The sequence below is a fragment of the Streptomyces sp. NPDC097981 genome, from assembly GCF_040302565.1.
In the GTDB taxonomy this organism is placed as follows: domain Bacteria; phylum Actinomycetota; class Actinomycetes; order Streptomycetales; family Streptomycetaceae; genus Streptomyces.
In genome coordinates this window covers 1-16,389 of sequence record NZ_JBEORW010000009.1, presented here as the reverse complement: position 1 = coordinate 16,389, position 16,389 = coordinate 1, and the positions used below count along the sequence as shown (strand labels likewise).

General features: G+C 72.9%; 13 protein-coding genes and 2 tRNA genes. 9 read left to right on the top strand and 6 right to left on the bottom strand.

The genetic code is table 11. From position 1 onward, the window contains the following. Positions 1-19: 19 nt before the first annotated feature. A complete protein-coding gene (locus ABTY04_RS11085) occupies positions 20-616 on the bottom strand; it encodes a histidine phosphatase family protein (protein WP_352213071.1) in 597 nt (198 codons plus the stop codon). A 117-nt stretch (positions 617-733) separates the two neighbouring features. Between ABTY04_RS11085 and ABTY04_RS11080 the strand changes: the two genes are divergently transcribed. The 7 genes from ABTY04_RS11080 to ABTY04_RS11050 all read left to right on the top strand — a co-directional run bounded on the left by ABTY04_RS11080 (position 734) and on the right by ABTY04_RS11050 (position 7,031). After that, positions 734-1,570, top strand: coding sequence for a phosphatase PAP2 family protein (locus ABTY04_RS11080; RefSeq protein ID WP_352213070.1), 837 nt, complete (start codon positions 734-736; stop codon positions 1,568-1,570). Then, positions 1,509-2,642: a hypothetical protein gene (locus ABTY04_RS11075; RefSeq protein ID WP_352213069.1), complete on the top strand. Its 1,134-nt coding sequence runs from the start codon at positions 1,509-1,511 to the stop codon at positions 2,640-2,642. The genes ABTY04_RS11080 and ABTY04_RS11075 overlap by 62 nt, the downstream gene beginning before the upstream one ends. Further along, positions 2,630-4,204, top strand: a complete 1,575-nt coding sequence (locus ABTY04_RS11070) for a hypothetical protein (RefSeq protein ID WP_352213068.1) — start codon at positions 2,630-2,632, stop codon at positions 4,202-4,204. The genes ABTY04_RS11075 and ABTY04_RS11070 overlap by 13 nt, the downstream gene beginning before the upstream one ends. Next, positions 4,201-5,535 carry an AAA domain-containing protein gene (locus ABTY04_RS11065; RefSeq protein WP_352213067.1) on the top strand — a complete coding sequence of 445 codons (1,335 nt, stop codon included), beginning with the start codon at positions 4,201-4,203 and terminating at the stop codon, positions 5,533-5,535. The genes ABTY04_RS11070 and ABTY04_RS11065 overlap by 4 nt, the downstream gene beginning before the upstream one ends. 267 nt (positions 5,536-5,802) lie before the next feature. Continuing rightward, on the top strand, positions 5,803-6,153 hold the full coding sequence (locus tag ABTY04_RS11060; protein WP_352213066.1) for a DUF8844 domain-containing protein: 351 nt from the start codon (positions 5,803-5,805) through the stop codon (positions 6,151-6,153). 234 nt (positions 6,154-6,387) lie between these two features. Further along, a complete protein-coding gene (locus ABTY04_RS11055) occupies positions 6,388-6,939 on the top strand; it encodes a bifunctional DNA primase/polymerase (protein ID WP_502996611.1) in 552 nt (183 codons plus the stop codon). Between the two features lie 18 nt (positions 6,940-6,957). Further along, positions 6,958-7,031, top strand: a tRNA-Lys gene (locus tag ABTY04_RS11050). A gap of 53 nt (positions 7,032-7,084) precedes the next feature. Here ABTY04_RS11050 and ABTY04_RS11045 read toward each other — a convergent pair. Continuing rightward, complete coding sequence (locus ABTY04_RS11045; protein WP_352213065.1) at positions 7,085-8,320, bottom strand: M6 family metalloprotease domain-containing protein; 1,236 nt, start codon at positions 8,318-8,320, stop codon at positions 7,085-7,087. Between the two features lie 345 nt (positions 8,321-8,665). On the opposite strand from ABTY04_RS11045, the gene ABTY04_RS11040 reads away from it, so the two are divergent. After that, positions 8,666-10,519, top strand: coding sequence for a putative bifunctional diguanylate cyclase/phosphodiesterase (locus ABTY04_RS11040; protein ID WP_352213064.1), 1,854 nt, complete (start codon positions 8,666-8,668; stop codon positions 10,517-10,519). Positions 10,520-10,652: 133 nt separating this feature from the next. On the opposite strand, the gene ABTY04_RS11035 is transcribed toward ABTY04_RS11040, so the two are convergent. Then, positions 10,653-12,344 carry a glycosyl hydrolase family 18 protein gene (locus ABTY04_RS11035; RefSeq protein WP_352213063.1) on the bottom strand — a complete coding sequence of 564 codons (1,692 nt, stop codon included), beginning with the start codon at positions 12,342-12,344 and terminating at the stop codon, positions 10,653-10,655. A 257-nt stretch (positions 12,345-12,601) separates the two neighbouring features. Further along, positions 12,602-13,723 (bottom strand): LLM class flavin-dependent oxidoreductase, encoded by a 1,122-nt coding sequence (locus ABTY04_RS11030; protein WP_352213062.1) that lies wholly within the window; start codon positions 13,721-13,723, stop codon positions 12,602-12,604. A gap of 229 nt (positions 13,724-13,952) precedes the next feature. Between ABTY04_RS11030 and ABTY04_RS11025 the strand changes: the two genes are divergently transcribed. Next, positions 13,953-14,711, top strand: coding sequence for an IclR family transcriptional regulator (locus ABTY04_RS11025; RefSeq protein ID WP_352213061.1), 759 nt, complete (start codon positions 13,953-13,955; stop codon positions 14,709-14,711). Positions 14,712-14,803: 92 nt separating this feature from the next. Here the strand turns inward: ABTY04_RS11025 and ABTY04_RS11020 are convergent. Together ABTY04_RS11020 and ABTY04_RS11015 are read right to left on the bottom strand one after the other, a co-directional pair. Further along, a tRNA-Lys gene (locus ABTY04_RS11020) sits at positions 14,804-14,877 on the bottom strand. Positions 14,878-14,940: 63 nt separating this feature from the next. Next, entirely contained in the window at positions 14,941-16,317 is a 1,377-nt protein-coding gene (locus ABTY04_RS11015; RefSeq protein ID WP_352213060.1) for an AMP-binding protein, read from the bottom strand. Between the last annotated feature and the right edge of the window lie 72 nt (positions 16,318-16,389).

Here is a 16,389-nt window from a genome sequence, read left to right as displayed (position 1 = left end):
CCGATCGGGCCCGGCCCGGTCAGATGTCCAGGTGGCCCGTGTCGTTCCAGCGCTCCAGCGCGGGAGCCCCGTACGCCCAGCCCAGGACCGAGAGAGAGGTGGGCTCCAGACGGATGCGGGCGCCGAAGGAGGCTTCGAGGCCGAGCCAGCGGGCGGCCAGGGTGCGCAGGACGTGGCCGTGCGCGAAGACCAGCACGTCGCGCTCCGCCGAGCGGGCCCAGGCGACCACCTCGTCGGCGCGGGCGGCGACGTCGGCGACGGACTCGCCGCCCGGGACGCCGTCGCGCCAGATCAGCCAGCCCGGGCGGATCGCCTGGATCTCGGCCGGGGTCATGCCCTCGTAGTCGCCGTAGTCCCACTCCATCAGCGCGTCCCACGGCTCGGCCCGGGCCCCGAAGCCCGCCAGGTCGCAGCTCTCGCTCGCGCGGACCAGGGGGCTGGTGCGGACCTCCACGCCGGGCAGGCCGTTCCACGGGGCGCGGGCCAGCCGCTCGCCGAGCAGCTTGGCGCCCTGCTTGCCCTCCTCCAGCATGGGCACGTCCGTGCGTCCCGTGTGCTTGCCGAGCTGGGACCACGCCGTCTGGCCGTGGCGGGCCAGGAGGATGCGGGGGGCCATAGGAAATCCTCCTGGTGCGTAAGGGTTCATGCTGTTTCAGGCGGTTGCGTCGTCCATCCATCATCCATCACGTGAACACCAGGCAACCCACCCCGTCGCACAAGCGTCCTACACCGTATGACTGATCGGCAGAAGCCCGCCCGCTGGTGGGCCGAACTGCTGCTCCTGGGACTCGTCTACGGCGCGTACACCGGTGGCAGACTCCTCGCCCGGGGCGACGTGCACCTCGCCGTCGGCCACGGGCTCGCGATACTCCGGACCGAGGAACTGCTGGGCATCGATCTCGAACGGCCGCTCAACCGGCTCTTCTCCCACCAGGGGTTGCTCGGGATACCCGCCGATTTCGTCTACGCCTCCCTGCACTACCTCGTCACCCCGGCCGTGCTGGTCTGGCTGTACCTGCGCCACCCCCGGCACTACCGCGGCGCCCGCACCTGGCTGGTGGTCTCCACCCTCCTCGGGCTCGTCGGCTTCACGCTGATGCCCACCTGCCCGCCCCGGCTGCTGGACGCCGCGTACGGGTTCACCGACACGATGGCCCAGTACAGCGCGTACGGCTGGTGGGGCGCCGAGGCCAGTGCCCCGCGCGGGCTCGGGGGCCTGACCAACCAGTACGCGGCCATGCCGAGCCTGCACGTCGGCTGGGCCCTGTGGTGCGGGGTCCTGCTGTGGCGGCACGGGCGCCACCCGCTGCTGCGGGCGCTCGGCATCGCCTACCCCGCCGTCACCACCCTCGTGGTCATGGGCACGGCCAACCACTACTTCCTGGACGCGGCCGCCGGGGCCGTCGTGATGGCCGCCGGATACGCGATCTCCCGCCTGCTGTCCGCCCGGACGGCCGGTTTCCGCGGTACGACCACGATTGTCAGTGGCGGATGGGACACTTCCGCCCGTGAGCTCCTACCCGCCCAGCGGCCCGCCCCCGAAGACGACACTGCGGCAGCGGCTCGCTGACCTGCGCGGCCCCGCCGTACCGCCCCGCCCGCTCGACGCCCGCGCGCTGGCTGCCCTCGCCGCCAACCCGGGATGCGGCAGACGCGCCCTGCTCGACGGCGCCGGCGTGGACAAGACCGCACTGGCCGCGGCCCTCGGCTCGCCCGCCGCCTTCGGCCAGTCGCAGTTCGCCATCATCCGCGGGAACTCCTTCGAGGCCAGGGTCAAGGGCGGCGGCGGAGCCGCCCTCCTGGAACTGGTCCACCGGCACCTGGGCGCCGGCGCCGAGCCGCCCGGCCCGGGCACCCCCGTCCCCGACCTGACGGCCGCCGGGCCCGAAGGCCGCGCCGCGCGCACCGCGCTCGCACTGCGCGAGGCCACCGCCGCCGGGGCGTGGACCCTGCTGGACCACCCGATGCTGGCGCTGGAGGTGGCGGGCACCCCCGCCTACCTGGAGCCGGATGCCGTCGTGGTGCATCCCGACGGCCGCTGGACCGTCGTGGAGATCAAGTCGTTCCCGCTGATCGACGGAGCGGCCGATCCCGCGAAGGTGGGCGCCGCCGCCAGGCAGGCCGCCGTGTACGTGCTGGCCCTGGAGAAGACCGCCGAGAAGCTGCCCTCCGCCGTGGTGGGGCACACCGTCCTGCTCGTCTGCCCGAAGGACTTCTCCAACCTGCCCGCAGCCGCGCCCGTCGACGTCCGCCGGGAGCGTTCCGTGACCCGGCGCCAGCTGGACCGGCTGACCCGGGTCGAGGAGCTGGCCGCCGCCCTGCCCGAGGGGCTCAGCTTCGACCCGGCACGGCCCGCCGCGGAGCTGACCGAGGCGGTCTCCGCCGTCTCTGCCGCCTACGCCCCCGAATGCCTGGCCGCCTGCGAGCTGGCCTTCCACTGCCGGGAGCGGGCCCGTGCAGCCGGCGCGGTGACCACCCTCGGCCGCTCCGTACGGGGGGAGCTCGGCGCGCTCACCACCGTCGAGGAGGCCCTCGCGGCCGCCGCCGGCGGCGGCCGTCCCGACGACCCGGCGGCGGCCGCCCTGCACCGGGCGGCCCGGTTGCGCGCCGAGGCCCTGGAGGCAGCCGCATGCCGCTCCTGACCACCCTCGCGCGCCTGGAGGCCGTCCGGGCGGGCCGGGCCCGGCCGCTGGCGACCGTACGGCACCGGCATCTGAGCGAGCGCCCGCTGGTCCTCGTACCCCTGACCACGGCGGGCGAGGCCGGAGCCCCGCTCGGCGCGCTGGTCGGCACGGATCCGGCGCAGCCGCGGCTGCTGGTGGTGCCGCAGCCGCGCGACCGGGACCTGCGCTGGACGTTCCTGGCGGAGCTGGCGGACGCGGTCCTGCCGTACCTGGACGGGTACGCGGACGCCGTCGAGTACGTGGAGCGCACCGAAACCGACCCGGAGACCGGCGCGAAGAGCAAGGTCGCCGCCGAGCTGTGCCTGGACGCGCCGCAGGTGATCGTGCCGAGCCCGGCGGGCGTCGAGTACGTCCGGCTCCTGGGGCGGTCGATGCGGTTCCGGCGGACGGCCGAGGAGGATCCGGACAACCCGTACCCGGTGCCCACGCGGGTCCCGCTGCTGGGGCGCTGGTTCACGCACCTCGGCGAGCGCGCCCGGGTCCCGGGAGCCTCGATGCTGCTGTCGGCGACGGAGCTGCTGGGGCGGCACTGGGCGAGCGGCCAGAGCAATCCGGAAGAGCAGCACCTGGGCGCGCTGCTGTCGTGGATAGCCCCGCCGGACGGGGAAACGGGCGCGGAGGCCGCCCTGCGGGCCGAGCTGGGCCGCGACCGGGACGGCCAGCTGCTGGTGCCGCCCGCCGGACCGGCCACCGACCCGGCGTTCGACAACAAGCTGCTCGCCCCGGCCATGGCCCGCTTCGACGCGGCGCGCACCGCGGGCGACCGGGCGGCCCTGGACCGCGCCGAGGCGGCCGTCCGCGAGCTCGTCGCGGAGCAGATGCGGCCCACCTGGCGGGCGGTGTGGCAGTCGCTGGAGCTGCTGCGCGCCCTGCCGCCCGCGGAGCGGGCCGAGGAGCGCTGGACCCGGGACCGCTGGTCGTACACCGGCCACCGGGACCGGGTCCGGGCGGGGGAGCCCCCGCAGCCGCGCCACGACGACGCGGTGACGGCGGCCCAGAAGCTGGCGACGCGGGAGACCGAGCAGGTGCGGCTCGATGCCCAGGAGGCGCTGGACGATCCGCTGGTGATGGCGGGCCGGCGGCTCGCGGGCGAGGCCTTCGCGGGCGAGGTCACCGAGGTGGTGATGGAGTGGACCGAGTCGAAGCGGCCGAGTCCGCGCCCGCTGGTCACGGTGGCCACGGAGGACGCTCCGCAGCTCGCCGAGGGCGGCGGCAAGGTGTTCCGCTCGCTGGACGGGCGCCCGCAGGCGGCGCAGTTCGTCCGCTTCGAGGAGGACGGGCGGCTCGTGCTGCGGCTGCTGGACAAGATGGGCCGCGGCCGGGAGCCGGAGCCGGGCTCGGTGCCGGAGAAGGGCGACCGGGTCTGCTGGACGCTGTTCGAGCACGATGCGCGCGGCGGCCCGAAACTGCCGGACCCGGAGCGGACCCCGTGGACGCACGGCGGACCGCCGGGATCCGCGACCGCCGCCGCGCTGCCCGCCGCCGCGCCCGACCCTGTGACCGCCGAGGACATCCTGTGAGCACCGCATTCGATCCCGGCACGGCCGCCGCCGAGGCGACCGCCGCCATCCTGCGCGACACGCTGCACGGCCGCGAGCGCGGCGTGGTCGTCGACTCCCCGCCCGGAGCCGGCAAGTCCACGCTCGTGGTGCGGGCAGCCCGGGAGCTGGCCGCGGCCGGTCGCCGGCTGATGGTGGTCGCGCAGACCAACGCGCAGGTCGACGACCTGGTGCTGCGGCTCGCCGCCAAGGACCCGGAGCTGAAGGTCGGCCGGCTGCACAGCAGCGACGGCGACGCGTACGACCCGGCGCTGCGCGAACTGCCCTCGGTCACCCTCTCGGCCAAGCCGGGGGACCTCGCCGAGCTGCCGGTCACCATCTCGACGGCGGCGAAGTGGGCGTACGTGAAGAACGCGGAACCCTGGGAGCACGCCATCGTCGACGAGGCGTACCAGATGCGCTCGGACGCGCTGCTGGCCGTGGCCGGGCTGTTCGAGCGGGCGCTGTTCGTGGGCGACCCGGGGCAGTTGGACCCGTTCAGCGTGGTCGGTGCCGAGCAGTGGGCCGGCCTGTCGTACGACCCTTCGGCGAGCGCCGTCAGCACCCTCCTCGCCCACAACCCGCACCTGCCGCAGCACCGGCTGCCGGTGTCCTGGCGGCTCCCAGCGACGGCCGCGCCGCTGGTCTCGCGGGCGTTCTACCCGTACACGCAGTTCCGCAGCGGTACGGGCCCGGGAGAGCGGCGGCTGTCGTACGGGGTCGCGGGCGACGGCTCGGGCCCGGACCGGGTGCTGGACGAGGCCGCCGAGTCGGGCTGGGGTCTGCTGGAGCTGCCCGCGCGGCACACCCCGCGCACCGACCCGGAGGCGGTGCGGGCGGTGGCCCTGGTGGTACGCCGGGCGCTGGACCGGGGGGCGGTGACGGCGGACGAGCAGTCCGCGGCGCCGGCCCCGCTGACCGCCGACCGGATCGCGGTCGGCACCGCGCACCGCGACCAGGCGGCGGCGGTCCGCGCCGCCCTGGCGGAGCTGGGCGTCACCGGGGTGACCGTGGACACCGCGAACCGGCTGCAGGGGCGGGAGTACGACCTCACGGTGGTGCTCCACCCGCTGTCGGGCCGCCCCGACGCGACGGCCTTCCACCTGGAGACGGGCCGCCTGTGCGTGCTGGCCTCGCGGCACCGGCACGCGTGCGTGGTCGTGGCGCGGGCGGGGATAGCGGAGCTGCTGGACGACCATCCGTCCACGGAGCCGGTCCAGTTGGGGGTGACGGTGAAGTTCCCCGACGGCTGGGAGGCGATGATGGCCACGTGGGATTTCTGGTCCGACCACCGCGTCACCTGGCGGCCGTGATCCACCTCCGCCTGCCCCGCACGGCGCCGCGCGAGGAGCCTTGCCGCAATCGCCGGACGGAGTCCGACACACCGCCGCAGGCGGCCAACGGACGCAGCCCCGACGGCCGGGAGGCGAACCACCCCGGTCCTGGCGCACCTGGCGGAGCACCGGGTGGTCCGGAAGCCCTCATACGGCGGGACGCGGCCCGAGGACGGCACTCTTGCGCCGCGTTGGACAATGGAGGGTGGCCCGGAAGGATCCCGAACGTGCAGCAGGAGGACACGCATGGCAGAGCCCGAGCGGACGACCGAGCGGAAGCTGCGGCCCGCGCCGCTGCTCTTCGAGCCCTCGGAGGCTGCCACTGACCCGGAGCACTTCTTCGATCTGGAGTCGATCGAGGATCCGCGTGAGCTGCTGGCCCGCGCCACCGAGCTGACGCTCGCCTTCCGGGCGGCGCAGGAGCGCGCGGTGGAGTTCCAGGCGTTGGCCGCCGCACAGCTCGCCGACCCTCGGCGGTTCGACCGGCTGCCGCTGGCGGCGATCGCCGCGGAGGCGGAATGGACCGAGGACTACGCGCGCAAGATGATCGAGTTCGGCGAATCCCTCCAGCGCGAAGCGGGCCCGGACACCCCCTAGCCCGGACGCCCCCCAGCCCGGACATCCCCTGGCCCTGCCGCCCCCGGCCTGACCCCGACCTGGCCCCCGCCGCCCGTACCGCCTCCGCAGGGCCGGGCGGGGGCCTCCGCGCCGGATGTGGCGGATGTCTCATCCGGCATATGCGGGGCGCAACATAGCCCACCTCCCTCCGCCCTGTCCCGACTTTCCGTAACTCCCGGAAACCGGATTGCTACGCCCGGTAGACCGGTCCGCATGACGACGCTCACGACGGCACCCGCCTGCCCCGCCAACGACGCACGCACCGCCACCCACGTCACCCCTCAGGGCGCCGCCTGGCTCACCTCTGCCTGTGCGAACCCGCACGACACCCTCGCGCTCTGGCAGGCGCGGCCCACCGAGCCGGCCGCGCTGCCCTGCGGGACCGCCTTCGACGTCGTCAACGTCCCTCTCGTCCTCGGGCGCCGCATGCTCGACCTGCTCTGGGCCGAGGGCCCCGGATCCGGGCCCGTCGCCGTGCACCGCGGGCGGATGCTGCTCTTCACCGCCACCGGGACCGCCCACCGGCTCCCCGCGCTGCTCGCCTGGGAAGAAGGGGGCAGCGCCGTGCCCGCGCCGCTGTGCCACGGGCGGGGCGACGCCGTCACCGTGCCGCCGCTCGCCGCCACACCCGGCCCGTCGCGCTGGCTCGTCGCCCCCGACACCCGCACGCCCTGGCTCCCCGGACCCGAGGCGCTCCAGTGGGCGTACGTCCGCGCCGCCCGAGCTGCGGATATCGATTTTTCCTTCCGGCCGTCCTCCTGCTAATGTCTTCCTCGTCAGCAAGCGCCGCTAGCTCAGTTGGTTAGAGCAGCTGACTCTTAATCAGCGGGTCCGGGGTTCGAGTCCCTGGCGGCGCACAGACGGAAGAAGGCCCCCACACATGTGGGGGCCTTCTTCGTCGTGGCCTGCACTAGGTCGTGATTTTGACCGTGTACGCGCCCGACGGGGTCCGGTCGGCCACCTCGATCCTGATCCGCTCCCCCGGCACCGTGAACGCCTCCCCGACCCCCAGCGGCGCGTCCGCCAGCGGCGGGTACACCGAGCGGTCCCAGCACGCCTCCGAGTGCGGATGCCCGTCGAGCACCTCGATCGGTCCGCCGCCCGACGCCGCCTCGTTGCGCACCCGGTAGACCAGGACCCCTTCCGTGCAGATGTCCCCGTCGTTGCCGGCGGAACCCCGGGCCTCGATCGCGACGGCGCTGCCGCGACCCGTACGGATCACCGCGAGCCGGGTCCCGCCCGTGGCGCCCGGCGCCGGGGGCTGGGCCAGCGGCAGCAGGGTGTGCAGGGAGGATCCGGACTGCACGCAGTCCACCTGGGAGGAGTCCAGCCAGCCGAGCTTCCACTTGTGCCAGGCGAACAGGTCGGGCGACATCCCGAACTGGCTGCCCATGACGTCCCAGTCCCCGACGTACGTGTCCCAGTCGCCCTTGCCGTCCGTCGGCCGGTGGTAGAGGTCGGGCAGGTCGAAGACGTGCCCGGTCTCGTGCGCCAGCACGTTCCGGTCCGGCGGGTGGCGCTCGAAGACGGTCACGATCCGCCGCAGGTCCGTCCCGTCCGCGCTGATCGGCCGGTCGAAGTTGACGACCTTGGTGGCGTCCGAGTCCACGCCGGGCGCGTCCGGGTCGGCGACGAAGTACACGACGTCGTACTTCGAGAAGTCCACGTCCCGGTCCGCGGCGGCGACCGCGTCCCGCAGGTAGGCCCCCCGGTCCTCGGCCGCCCAGTCACGCTGTATCCCGTACGCCGTGGACGGCTTGGGCATCCGGATCCACTGCTTCTGCGGGTGCGGGACGAGGTGGAACCTCCCGTACGAGGCCCGCTCGAAGAAGTCGCTGGTCGCGGGGAAGTAGTCGTCGGCCAGCTGCCCGGTCGTCAGGGTGGTCCGGTGGTCGGGGAAGGAGAGGAAGACCATGACCGCGTCGAGGGTGCGCTCCGGCTTGGGGTAGGCCCGGTTCCAGCTGTCCAGGCCGAGGGAATGGTGCGCCGAGGTGCGGGTCAGGGCGCACGGCGCGGCCCCCGGATCGGCGACCGCGGGACCGGCGACGAGCGACATGGCGGCGAGCGCCGTGAGGGAAGTGAACACGGCCGCCGCACTTCTGACGCGGGAGTGTTCCACTCCCCCGGGTGTCTGCTGTCGCGGCACATCGGCCTCCGGTGGTGGATTCGTACCATCTCGCTCCACCCTGAGGCGATTGTCTTACTGATGTCCTGTTCCGCTGCCCCACACGAGTGAGCACTACGGCAAGCCGGTGACTCGGGGGTTCACCCACATGCCTACAGAACGTCACAACCGATCACGGGAGATCAACGAGGGCCTTCCGCTGCTCAGAGCGGTGCAGAAACGATCGCCCGGGATCCGGCCGGCGGGCCGTCAGCATGCCGAAGTCCCGCGCCCCGCACGGCGACGCCGCTGGATAGGGCCGTACGGTGCCTCTATGATCGGCACACTTTCCTGCACGGACACTCACGAGCACTGCGGGAGCCAACGGTGAGCGGAACCTCAGAGGGAACCGGTTCGGCGGCCGACAGCACCCGATCGGCCATTACGGAGCGTCACCAAGTAGTGCCGGCTGTGCCGCCGACGCCGCCCCGCACCGCGTCCGAGCTGCGCGACTACCGGGCCGCCTTCAACGCGGCCCACCTCGCGATGGCCGTCGTCGACCGCTCCGGCTACGTCGTCGCCGCGAACGCGGCCCTGGCCGGGCTCCTCGGCACCGAGCCGGACGCACTCGTCGAGCAGTGCGCAGCCGACCTGGTCGACCTGGGCGCCGAGGCCCGTACCTGGCAGGCCTACCAGGATGTGCTGCGCGGCCGGCAGGCCAGGCTGCGCTGCACCCGCCGGCTCAAACACCCCGACGGGCACTCGCTGTGGACCGAGGTCACCCTCGGGCCCGTGCCCGGGACCCGGGACGTGCTGCTGTCCGTCGCCGACATCAGCGACCGCCGCGATCTCCAGGCCCGGCTGCGGCACCTCCAGATGCACGACCCGGTGACCCGGCTGCCCAACCGGGCGCTGTTCTTCGAGCGGCTCTCCGCCGCCCTGGAGGCCTCCTCGTACGAGCACGGGGGCACCGGGCGGATCGGCCTGTGCTACCTCGACCTGGACGGGTTCAAGGCCGTCAACGACACCCTGGGGCACCGGGTCGGCGACCGGCTGCTGACCGCCGTCGCGGCCCGGCTGACCCAGTGCGCCGACCAGTCCGGGTACGGGCGCACGGGCGGGCACCTGGTGGCGCGGCTCGGCGGCGACGAGTTCGCCCTGCTGGTCGAGGACTCCACCGGCACCGAGCAGCTCGCCGACCTGGCGCGCAGCGTACTGGCTGCCGTGCAGGAGCCGTTCGACCTGGCCGGCCAGCGGCTGTCGGTCTCGGCGTCGATCGGCGTCGTCGAGCGCACCGCGGAGGGGACGTCGGCGACCGCGCTGATGCAGGCCGCGGACACGACCCTGTACTGGGCCAAGGCGGACGGGAAGGCGCGCTGGACGCTGTTCGACCCGGAGCGCAACGCCCACCGCATGACCCGCCAGGCGCTCAGCTCGACGCTGCGGCCGGCCGTGGAGCGGGGCGAGTTCGAGCTGGAGTACCAGCCCCTCGTGGACCTGGAGAGCGGGGCGGTGCGCGGGGTGGAGGCCCTGGTCCGCTGGAACCACCCGCAGTTCGGCACGCTGACGCCGAATCGGTTCATCGGAATTGCGGAAGAGGACGGCTCCATCGTGCAGTTGGGGCGCTGGGTGCTGCGGACCGCCTGCCGCCAGGCCCGGCGCTGGCAGATCGAGCAGCCCAGCGACGCCCCGGTCTTCGTCTCCGTCAACGTGGCGGTACGGCAGGTGTGGGACTCCGACCTGGTCGGCGACGTGGCGGAGATCCTGGCCGAGACCGGGCTGGCCCCGCAGCTGCTCCAGCTGGAGCTGACCGAGTCGGCGGTGATGGGCTCCGCGGGGCGGCCGCTCCAGGCCCTCCAGGCGCTGAGCGACATGGGGGTGCGGATCGCCATCGACGACTTCGGCACCGGGTACTCGAACCTGGCGTACCTGAGCCGGCTGCCGGTGTCCGTGCTGAAGCTGGACGGTTCCTTCGTCCACGGATTCCGCTACGACGAGGGCACCCACCCGAACCCGGCCGACGAGACCATCGTCGAGGCCCTCGTCCAGCTCGCGCACCGCCTCGGCCTCACGGTCACCGCGGAATGCGTGGAGACCGCCGGCCAGGCCGCCCGCCTGCGGCGCGTCGGCTGCGACACGGGCCAGGGCTGGCTGTACTCGCGGGCCGTCGCCCCGGAGCGGATCGCCGAGATGATCGGCACCCGGCCGGGCGACCACGACCGCGACCGCGACCGCCGCTAGGCGTTCCGCCCGGGCGGCCGGCCGGGGTCGGGGGCGCCGCCGCGCTCTGCGGGCCGGCCCCGGGACACACCTCCGCCCCGCACCCGGGATGCGGGGTGCAGGGCGGGGTGCCGCTCGGCGCGGGGTGGGGGGATCAGCAGGCGCCGAGGTCCTTCCAGACACCCCATTCACCGGTCGTGCCGGGCTCCTCGTTCTGCGTCCACCACTGGGCCTTCCACTTGTGGCCCTTGTGCGAAACCTCGCTGCCTCCGGTGTAGACGGTCCCCGCGACGTACGCCGGCGCCGTGCAGCCCGTGCCGGGCGGCGTGGTCGGCGGGGTGGTCGGGGGCGTGGTCGGCGGGGTCGTCGGCGGCGTGGTGGGCGGAGTCGTCGGAGGCTGCGTGGTGCCGCCGAGGGCGTCCGAGATCTGGTTGAGCAGCGTGGTGTTGGCGTCCAGGCCGAGCAGGGAGTACATCATCGCGCCGGCCAGGCCGCGCTGCCTGCCGTAGTCGACCCGGGCCTGGACGGACTTCTGGTTCAGGCCGGTGAAGAACTCGCCGTCCTTGTAGAAGTACGAGGCCTTCGCCTGGTCGTCCCAGAAGGTGGTCGCCGGGTTGTCGACGATCCCGCCGAGCTCCTTGTAGTTGGCGATGCCGGCCTGCTGGCTGGTGGGCCGGGCGCCGGAGGGACCGGTCGCGGTCTGGGCGAGGCCGTTGGCGGCGCCCGCCGGGACGCCCTTCCAGCCCCGGTAGTAGAACTCGTAGCCCAGGGTCAGCTTGTTCGCGGGGAAGCCGCCGGCGATGCCGTAGGCCGCGTTGCCGTCGAGCCAGGAGTCGACGGCGTTCTTGATGCTGTACTTCTCGGTGCCCGGTGCGATCGGGTCGGTCGGGTCGGCCGCCGAGGGCAGGAGCGGGGACTGGTGGTATGTGGGCCCGTCGCCGTCCCAGGCGCCGTGCATGTCGTACGTCATGATGTTCGCGTAGTCGAGGTACGAACCGATCTTGTCCGTCTCGATGTACTTGATCTTGTCCTGACCGGCCGGGAGCGCCGCGGTCAGCAGGTACTTCTTGCCGCCGTTGGCCGCGCCGTAGGCGTCGAGCTGCTCGCGGAACTCCTTGAGCAGGAGCGTGAAGTTCTGCTTGTCCTCGGGGGCGTAGTGGTTGCCCAGGTGCCCCCCGGAGGAGCCGGGGTACTCCCAGTCGATGTCGATGCCGTCGAAGATGCCCGCCGCCGTGCCCGGACCGCCGTAGCCGCCCTCGACCGGCAGGTTGCCCTTGATGTACTGGTCGATACAGGAGGACACGAGCTTCTTGCGGGAGGCATCGGTCTTCGCCGCGTCGCTGAAGTACTTCGAGTAGGTCCAGCCGCCGATCGAAATATTGATCTTGAGGTTGGGGTACTTCGCCTTCAGCTGCTTGAACTGGTTGAAGACGCCGACGATCGGCTGGTCCCACTTGTCGGCGACGCCGCTGACGCTGTCGGCGGCACTGAAGGACTTCTGGTAGTCGGCGTACGAATCGCCCGCGCCGTCACCGGCACTGGCGTTGTTGTCGTCGCCCGCCGCCTTGTTCGCCTCGAAACAAGTGAGGTTCGTGGGGTGGATATTGCCGAACGAGTAGTTGATGACGTCCAGCTTGCCCGCTATGCCACGGGTGTCGAGGTGCTTGGGATAGAAGGCGTTCCCGTACACGCTCCACTGGTCGTAGTACGCGATCTTGACGTTGCCGCCGCCGCTCGCGCCGCCGGCGGCGGCCTGTGCGGTGCCGAGCCCCGCGAAGCCTGCCAGCGCTCCGGCTGCCAGCGCGGCCGTGGCGGCGGCCGCGATGAGGGGTTTACGGATGTGCATGAACTGCCTCCGGGGGGTGGGAGGGGAAGCAAGAGGTTCGGGTGGGAGAAGGAATAGCGATCACCCGAGGTCCGAGTCAATGGTTTGGACCAAAGAAGGACTAGACCACTCGCCGCGGAAATCCCCTCGTCAGAGGCCTGGGAACACATGAAAAATCGCCCGCCACCCCGGGTGACGAGCGGTTTAAGGATGCCTTAGGACACCCTCCTGCAAGGTTTCGGCAACAAACCAGCCGAACCCCGTTCGCATGCGATCAATCAGCTCACGCGGCTCTGCACCGGCATTCCGTACACATCTGCGACGAGCTCGTAGGAACGCAACCGGGCCGCGCCGCTGTGCGCGTTGGCGGTCAGCATCAGCTCGTCGGCGCCCGTGCGCCCGACGAGGCCGTCGAGCCCGGCACGGACCTCGTCCGGCGTGCCGTGGACGACGTTCGCGAGCCAGCCGTCCACGAACTCCCGCTCCAGCGGGGAGAATCCGTAACTCCCCGCCTCCTCGGGCGTCGGGATCAACCCGGGCCGGCCGCTGCGCAGCCGCAGTATCGACAGCGCCCCCGTGAGCACCTGGGCGCGGGCCTGCTCCGCGGTGTCGGCGGCGAGCGCCGAGACCCCGATCACGGCGTACGGGGCGTCCAGTACGGCGGAGGGGCGGAACGACTGCCGATAGAGCTCCAGCGCGGGCAGGGTGCCGGCCGCCGAGAAGTGGTGGGCGTACGCGAAGGGCAGGCCGAGCTCGGCGGCGAGGCGGGCGCTGAACCCGGAGGAGCCGAGCAGCCACAGGGGCGGCCGCCCGGCGGCGCCCTGCACGGGCCCCGGCACCGCGTGGACGCGGGCGTACGGGTGACCGTCGGGGAAGTCGTCGTCGAGGAAGCGGGTGAGCTCCACGAGCTGCCGGGGGAACTCCTCCGCGGCCTCGTCGAGGCGCCCGGGGCCGCGCAAGGCCGCCGCCGTGCGGCCGTCGGTGCCGGGCGCGCGGCCGAGCCCGAGGTCGATCCGGCCCGGGGCGAGCGCCTCCAGGGTGCCGAACTGCTCGGCGACGGCGAGCGGGGCGTGGTTGGGCAGCATGACCCCACCGGAGCCGAGCCGGATGCGGGAGGTGTGGGCGGCCAGGTGGGCCAGGATCACCGCCGGGGAGGAGCTGGCCACCCCGGGCATGGAGTGGTGCTCGGCGACCCAGTGCCGGTGGTAGCCGCGGGACTCGGCGAGCCGGGCGATGCCGACGCTCGTGCGCAGGGAGTCGTGCGCGGTGCTGCCGCTGCCGACCGTGACGAGGTCCAGCACCGAGAGCGGAACCGGCGCGAGGCCGCGGGCCTCGCCCCGGATCCGGTCGCCACGGCCGCCCGCGTCCGCACCCCGACCCGCGTCCCCGGTGTCACTCATAGTCGCTCCCGTCTCGCTTCGCCGTCCGTACGAAGAACTCGAACCATCGGCGGCGTGCGGCCATTCCCGGCATCCCGAGACACCGGGCATGACCTTGGCATATGCCACTGGAGTAGACACAGGCGGGAGGACATGATTGAGCCATCAATCTCATCAACAGGCGCTCCACGTGGGCCTCTTGATGGCTATCGTGGTAGGGCAAGCGGTAACAACCTGCTAGGGGGAAACCGTGGCGCTGAAGCCCGAGCCGATCGCGCCGTTCCACTCGGTGCAGTACGCCCTGCGCGTACTCGAAGCAATCGCCCGCCATACCGGCGGTGTGACCGACGTACAGATCGCGCGTGAGACCGGCCTGCCCGCGGTCCATCTCGCCCCGATGCTCCTCATGCTGCGCCGTGAGGGGTATGTACTCCAGGTGTCCGACGGCGCCTACGCCATAGGCGACTCCCTGGTGCTGCTCGGCTCCGGCATAGACCGGCAGCAGGCACTCCAGAACAAGCTGCAGGACACCCTGGGCCGGCTCCGGGACTCGGTGGGCGCGGCGGTCTACATCAGCCGGTACGAGGACGGCGAAGTGAAGATCACGCAGTTCGCGGACAGCCCGCGCACGCCGAAGGTGCACGAGTGGGTCGACTTCCGGTCCGCGGCGCACGCCAGCGCGGTCGGCAAGTGCCTGCTGACCCAGCTCGACCAGAACGGGCGGCGCGACCACCTGTCGCGGCACAAGATCGCCCGGCTCACGTCGAAGACGATCGTGAACGAGCAGATCCTCTTCTCCAAGCTGGACAGCCAGCCGGCCACGGTTCCGGTGCTGGACCTGCAGGAGTACGCGGTGGGCACCGTCTGCGCCGCCGTGCCGATCACGGCCGGGGCCTCGGTGGGCTGCCTGGCCCTGTCGATGCCGGTCGAGCACGCACACCGGCTGCGGGCCGCCGCGGACGCACTGAACCGGAAGGCCGCGCCCCTGTTGCTGTCGCTCACCTTGTGACGCTCGCCGCAGGCAGGCTCGCCACGGCGGGACAGGGCCCCGAAAACACTTCGGGCGGTTTCCGGTGAACCGGAAACCGCCCGAAGTACAGGTGCGCCGCCAGGGACTCGAACCCCGGACCCGCTGATTAAGAGTCAGCTGCTCTAACCAACTGAGCTAGCGGCGCCTGACAGAGAAAATACTACCTGGTCCTCAGGGGTGCTCAAAACCATGCCCCCCGAGGCGGGGATCAGCGGTCCAGGAGCTCGCTGCGGCCGTGGGCCGCGTACGCCGCCAGCAGGCCGTCGAGATCGGCCGGACCGAGGAGCCGGTAGCCGCGGGCGCCCGGAGGGGACCACCAGACCGGGTCCGGGCAGCGGAAACCGGACCGGCGCAGGGCGACGCGGTGGACCTTGTTCGTCGCCGTCGTCGGCATGGACTCCAGGATCCGGACATAGCGCGGGGACATCTTCGTGCCCAGGTCCGGCTGGCCGGCCAGGAACGCGGAGAAGGCCTCCGGCGAGAACCGCTCCCCCTTCCCGAGGGCGACCGCCGCCATCACCTGGTCGCCGGCCACCTCGTCCGGCACCGCGTACACGGCGACCGCGGCCGCCGGGGACCAGCGCGCCAGGATGTTCTCGATCACGGCCGCGGCGAGGTTCTCGCTGTCGACGCGCAGCCGGTCGTCCGTACGGCCCGCGAAGTAGAGGAAGCCTCCCGCGTCGCGGAAGAAGAGGTCGCCCGTCCAGTACCAGCCGTCGCGGGTCCGCGCGGCCTCCGCCTCGGGATTGCGCCAGTACCCCTCGAACAGGCTCCGGCCGCGGTTGACCAGCTCCCCGATCGCCGCGGAGCCGTTCAGGAGGCGGCCCCGCGCGTCCAGGACGGCCGGCGGGCACTCCGCGCCCGTCTCCGGATCGATCACCGCCAGGTCGTCCCCGGCCCCGGCGCGGCCCAGGGCGCCCGGTGGGGTGTCCGGGGTCCTCTGGACGGAGGCGCCGCCCTCGGTGGCCCCGTACCCCTCCACCAGCCGGACTCCGAACCGCTCGGCGAAGCGGGCCGCGTCCACGGCGCCGGCCTCGGTGCCGAAGCCGAGGCGCAGGGTGTGGTCGCGGTCGTCCGGGCGGGGCTCGGTGGCCAGCAGGTACTGGACGGCCCGGCCGACGTAGGTGAAGTACGTCGCTCTGTAGGCGCGGACGTCGTCCAGGAACGCGGAGGCGGAGAAGCGGGGGCGCAGGGCCACGGACGCGCCCCCGGCGAGGGCGGGCAGCCAGTCGGCCATGACCGCGTTGCCGTGGAAGAGCGGCATGCAGACGTAGTGGACGTCGTCCGGGGCGACCGAGAAGTGCCGGGCCAGTGAGTCGCCGGCGGCGGCCAGCCGGCCCTGGGTGCAGATGGCGGCCTTGGGGGCGCCGGTGGAGCCCGAGGTGAAGTAGAGGAGGAAGCGGGAGGCGGGCCCGGGGGCGGCGAGCACCGCCTCGCCCGGCTTCGCGGCCGCGTACGGGGCGAGCAACTCGGCGTACTCCCCGGTGTCGGTCACGAGCAGCCGTACGCCCGGCAGGTCGAGCCCGCGCAGCAGCGGCAGGTGGGCGCGCTCGGTGACCAGTCCGGACTCAATCGGTCGTCGCAACACCGGCTTGTTGAGTCAAGAGTAGGTGTTCGTTGAGGGCTTCGGCGGGTGTCCTCCATCCGAGGGTCTTGC

Coding starts and splice junctions, on each gene's coding strand:
- ABTY04_RS11070 (WP_352213068.1), top strand. CDS start 2,630: ATGCCGCTCCTGACCACCCTCGCGCGCCTGGAGGCCGTCCGGGCGGGC.
- ABTY04_RS11055 (WP_502996611.1), top strand. CDS start 6,388: ATGACGACGCTCACGACGGCACCCGCCTGCCCCGCCAACGACGCACGC.
- ABTY04_RS11030 (WP_352213062.1), bottom strand. CDS start 13,723: ATGAGTGACACCGGGGACGCGGGTCGGGGTGCGGACGCGGGCGGCCGT.
- ABTY04_RS11080 (WP_352213070.1), top strand. CDS start 734: ATGACTGATCGGCAGAAGCCCGCCCGCTGGTGGGCCGAACTGCTGCTC.
- ABTY04_RS11085 (WP_352213071.1), bottom strand. CDS start 616: ATGGCCCCCCGCATCCTCCTGGCCCGCCACGGCCAGACGGCGTGGTCC.
- ABTY04_RS11035 (WP_352213063.1), bottom strand. CDS start 12,344: ATGCACATCCGTAAACCCCTCATCGCGGCCGCCGCCACGGCCGCGCTG.
- ABTY04_RS11060 (WP_352213066.1), top strand. CDS start 5,803: ATGGCAGAGCCCGAGCGGACGACCGAGCGGAAGCTGCGGCCCGCGCCG.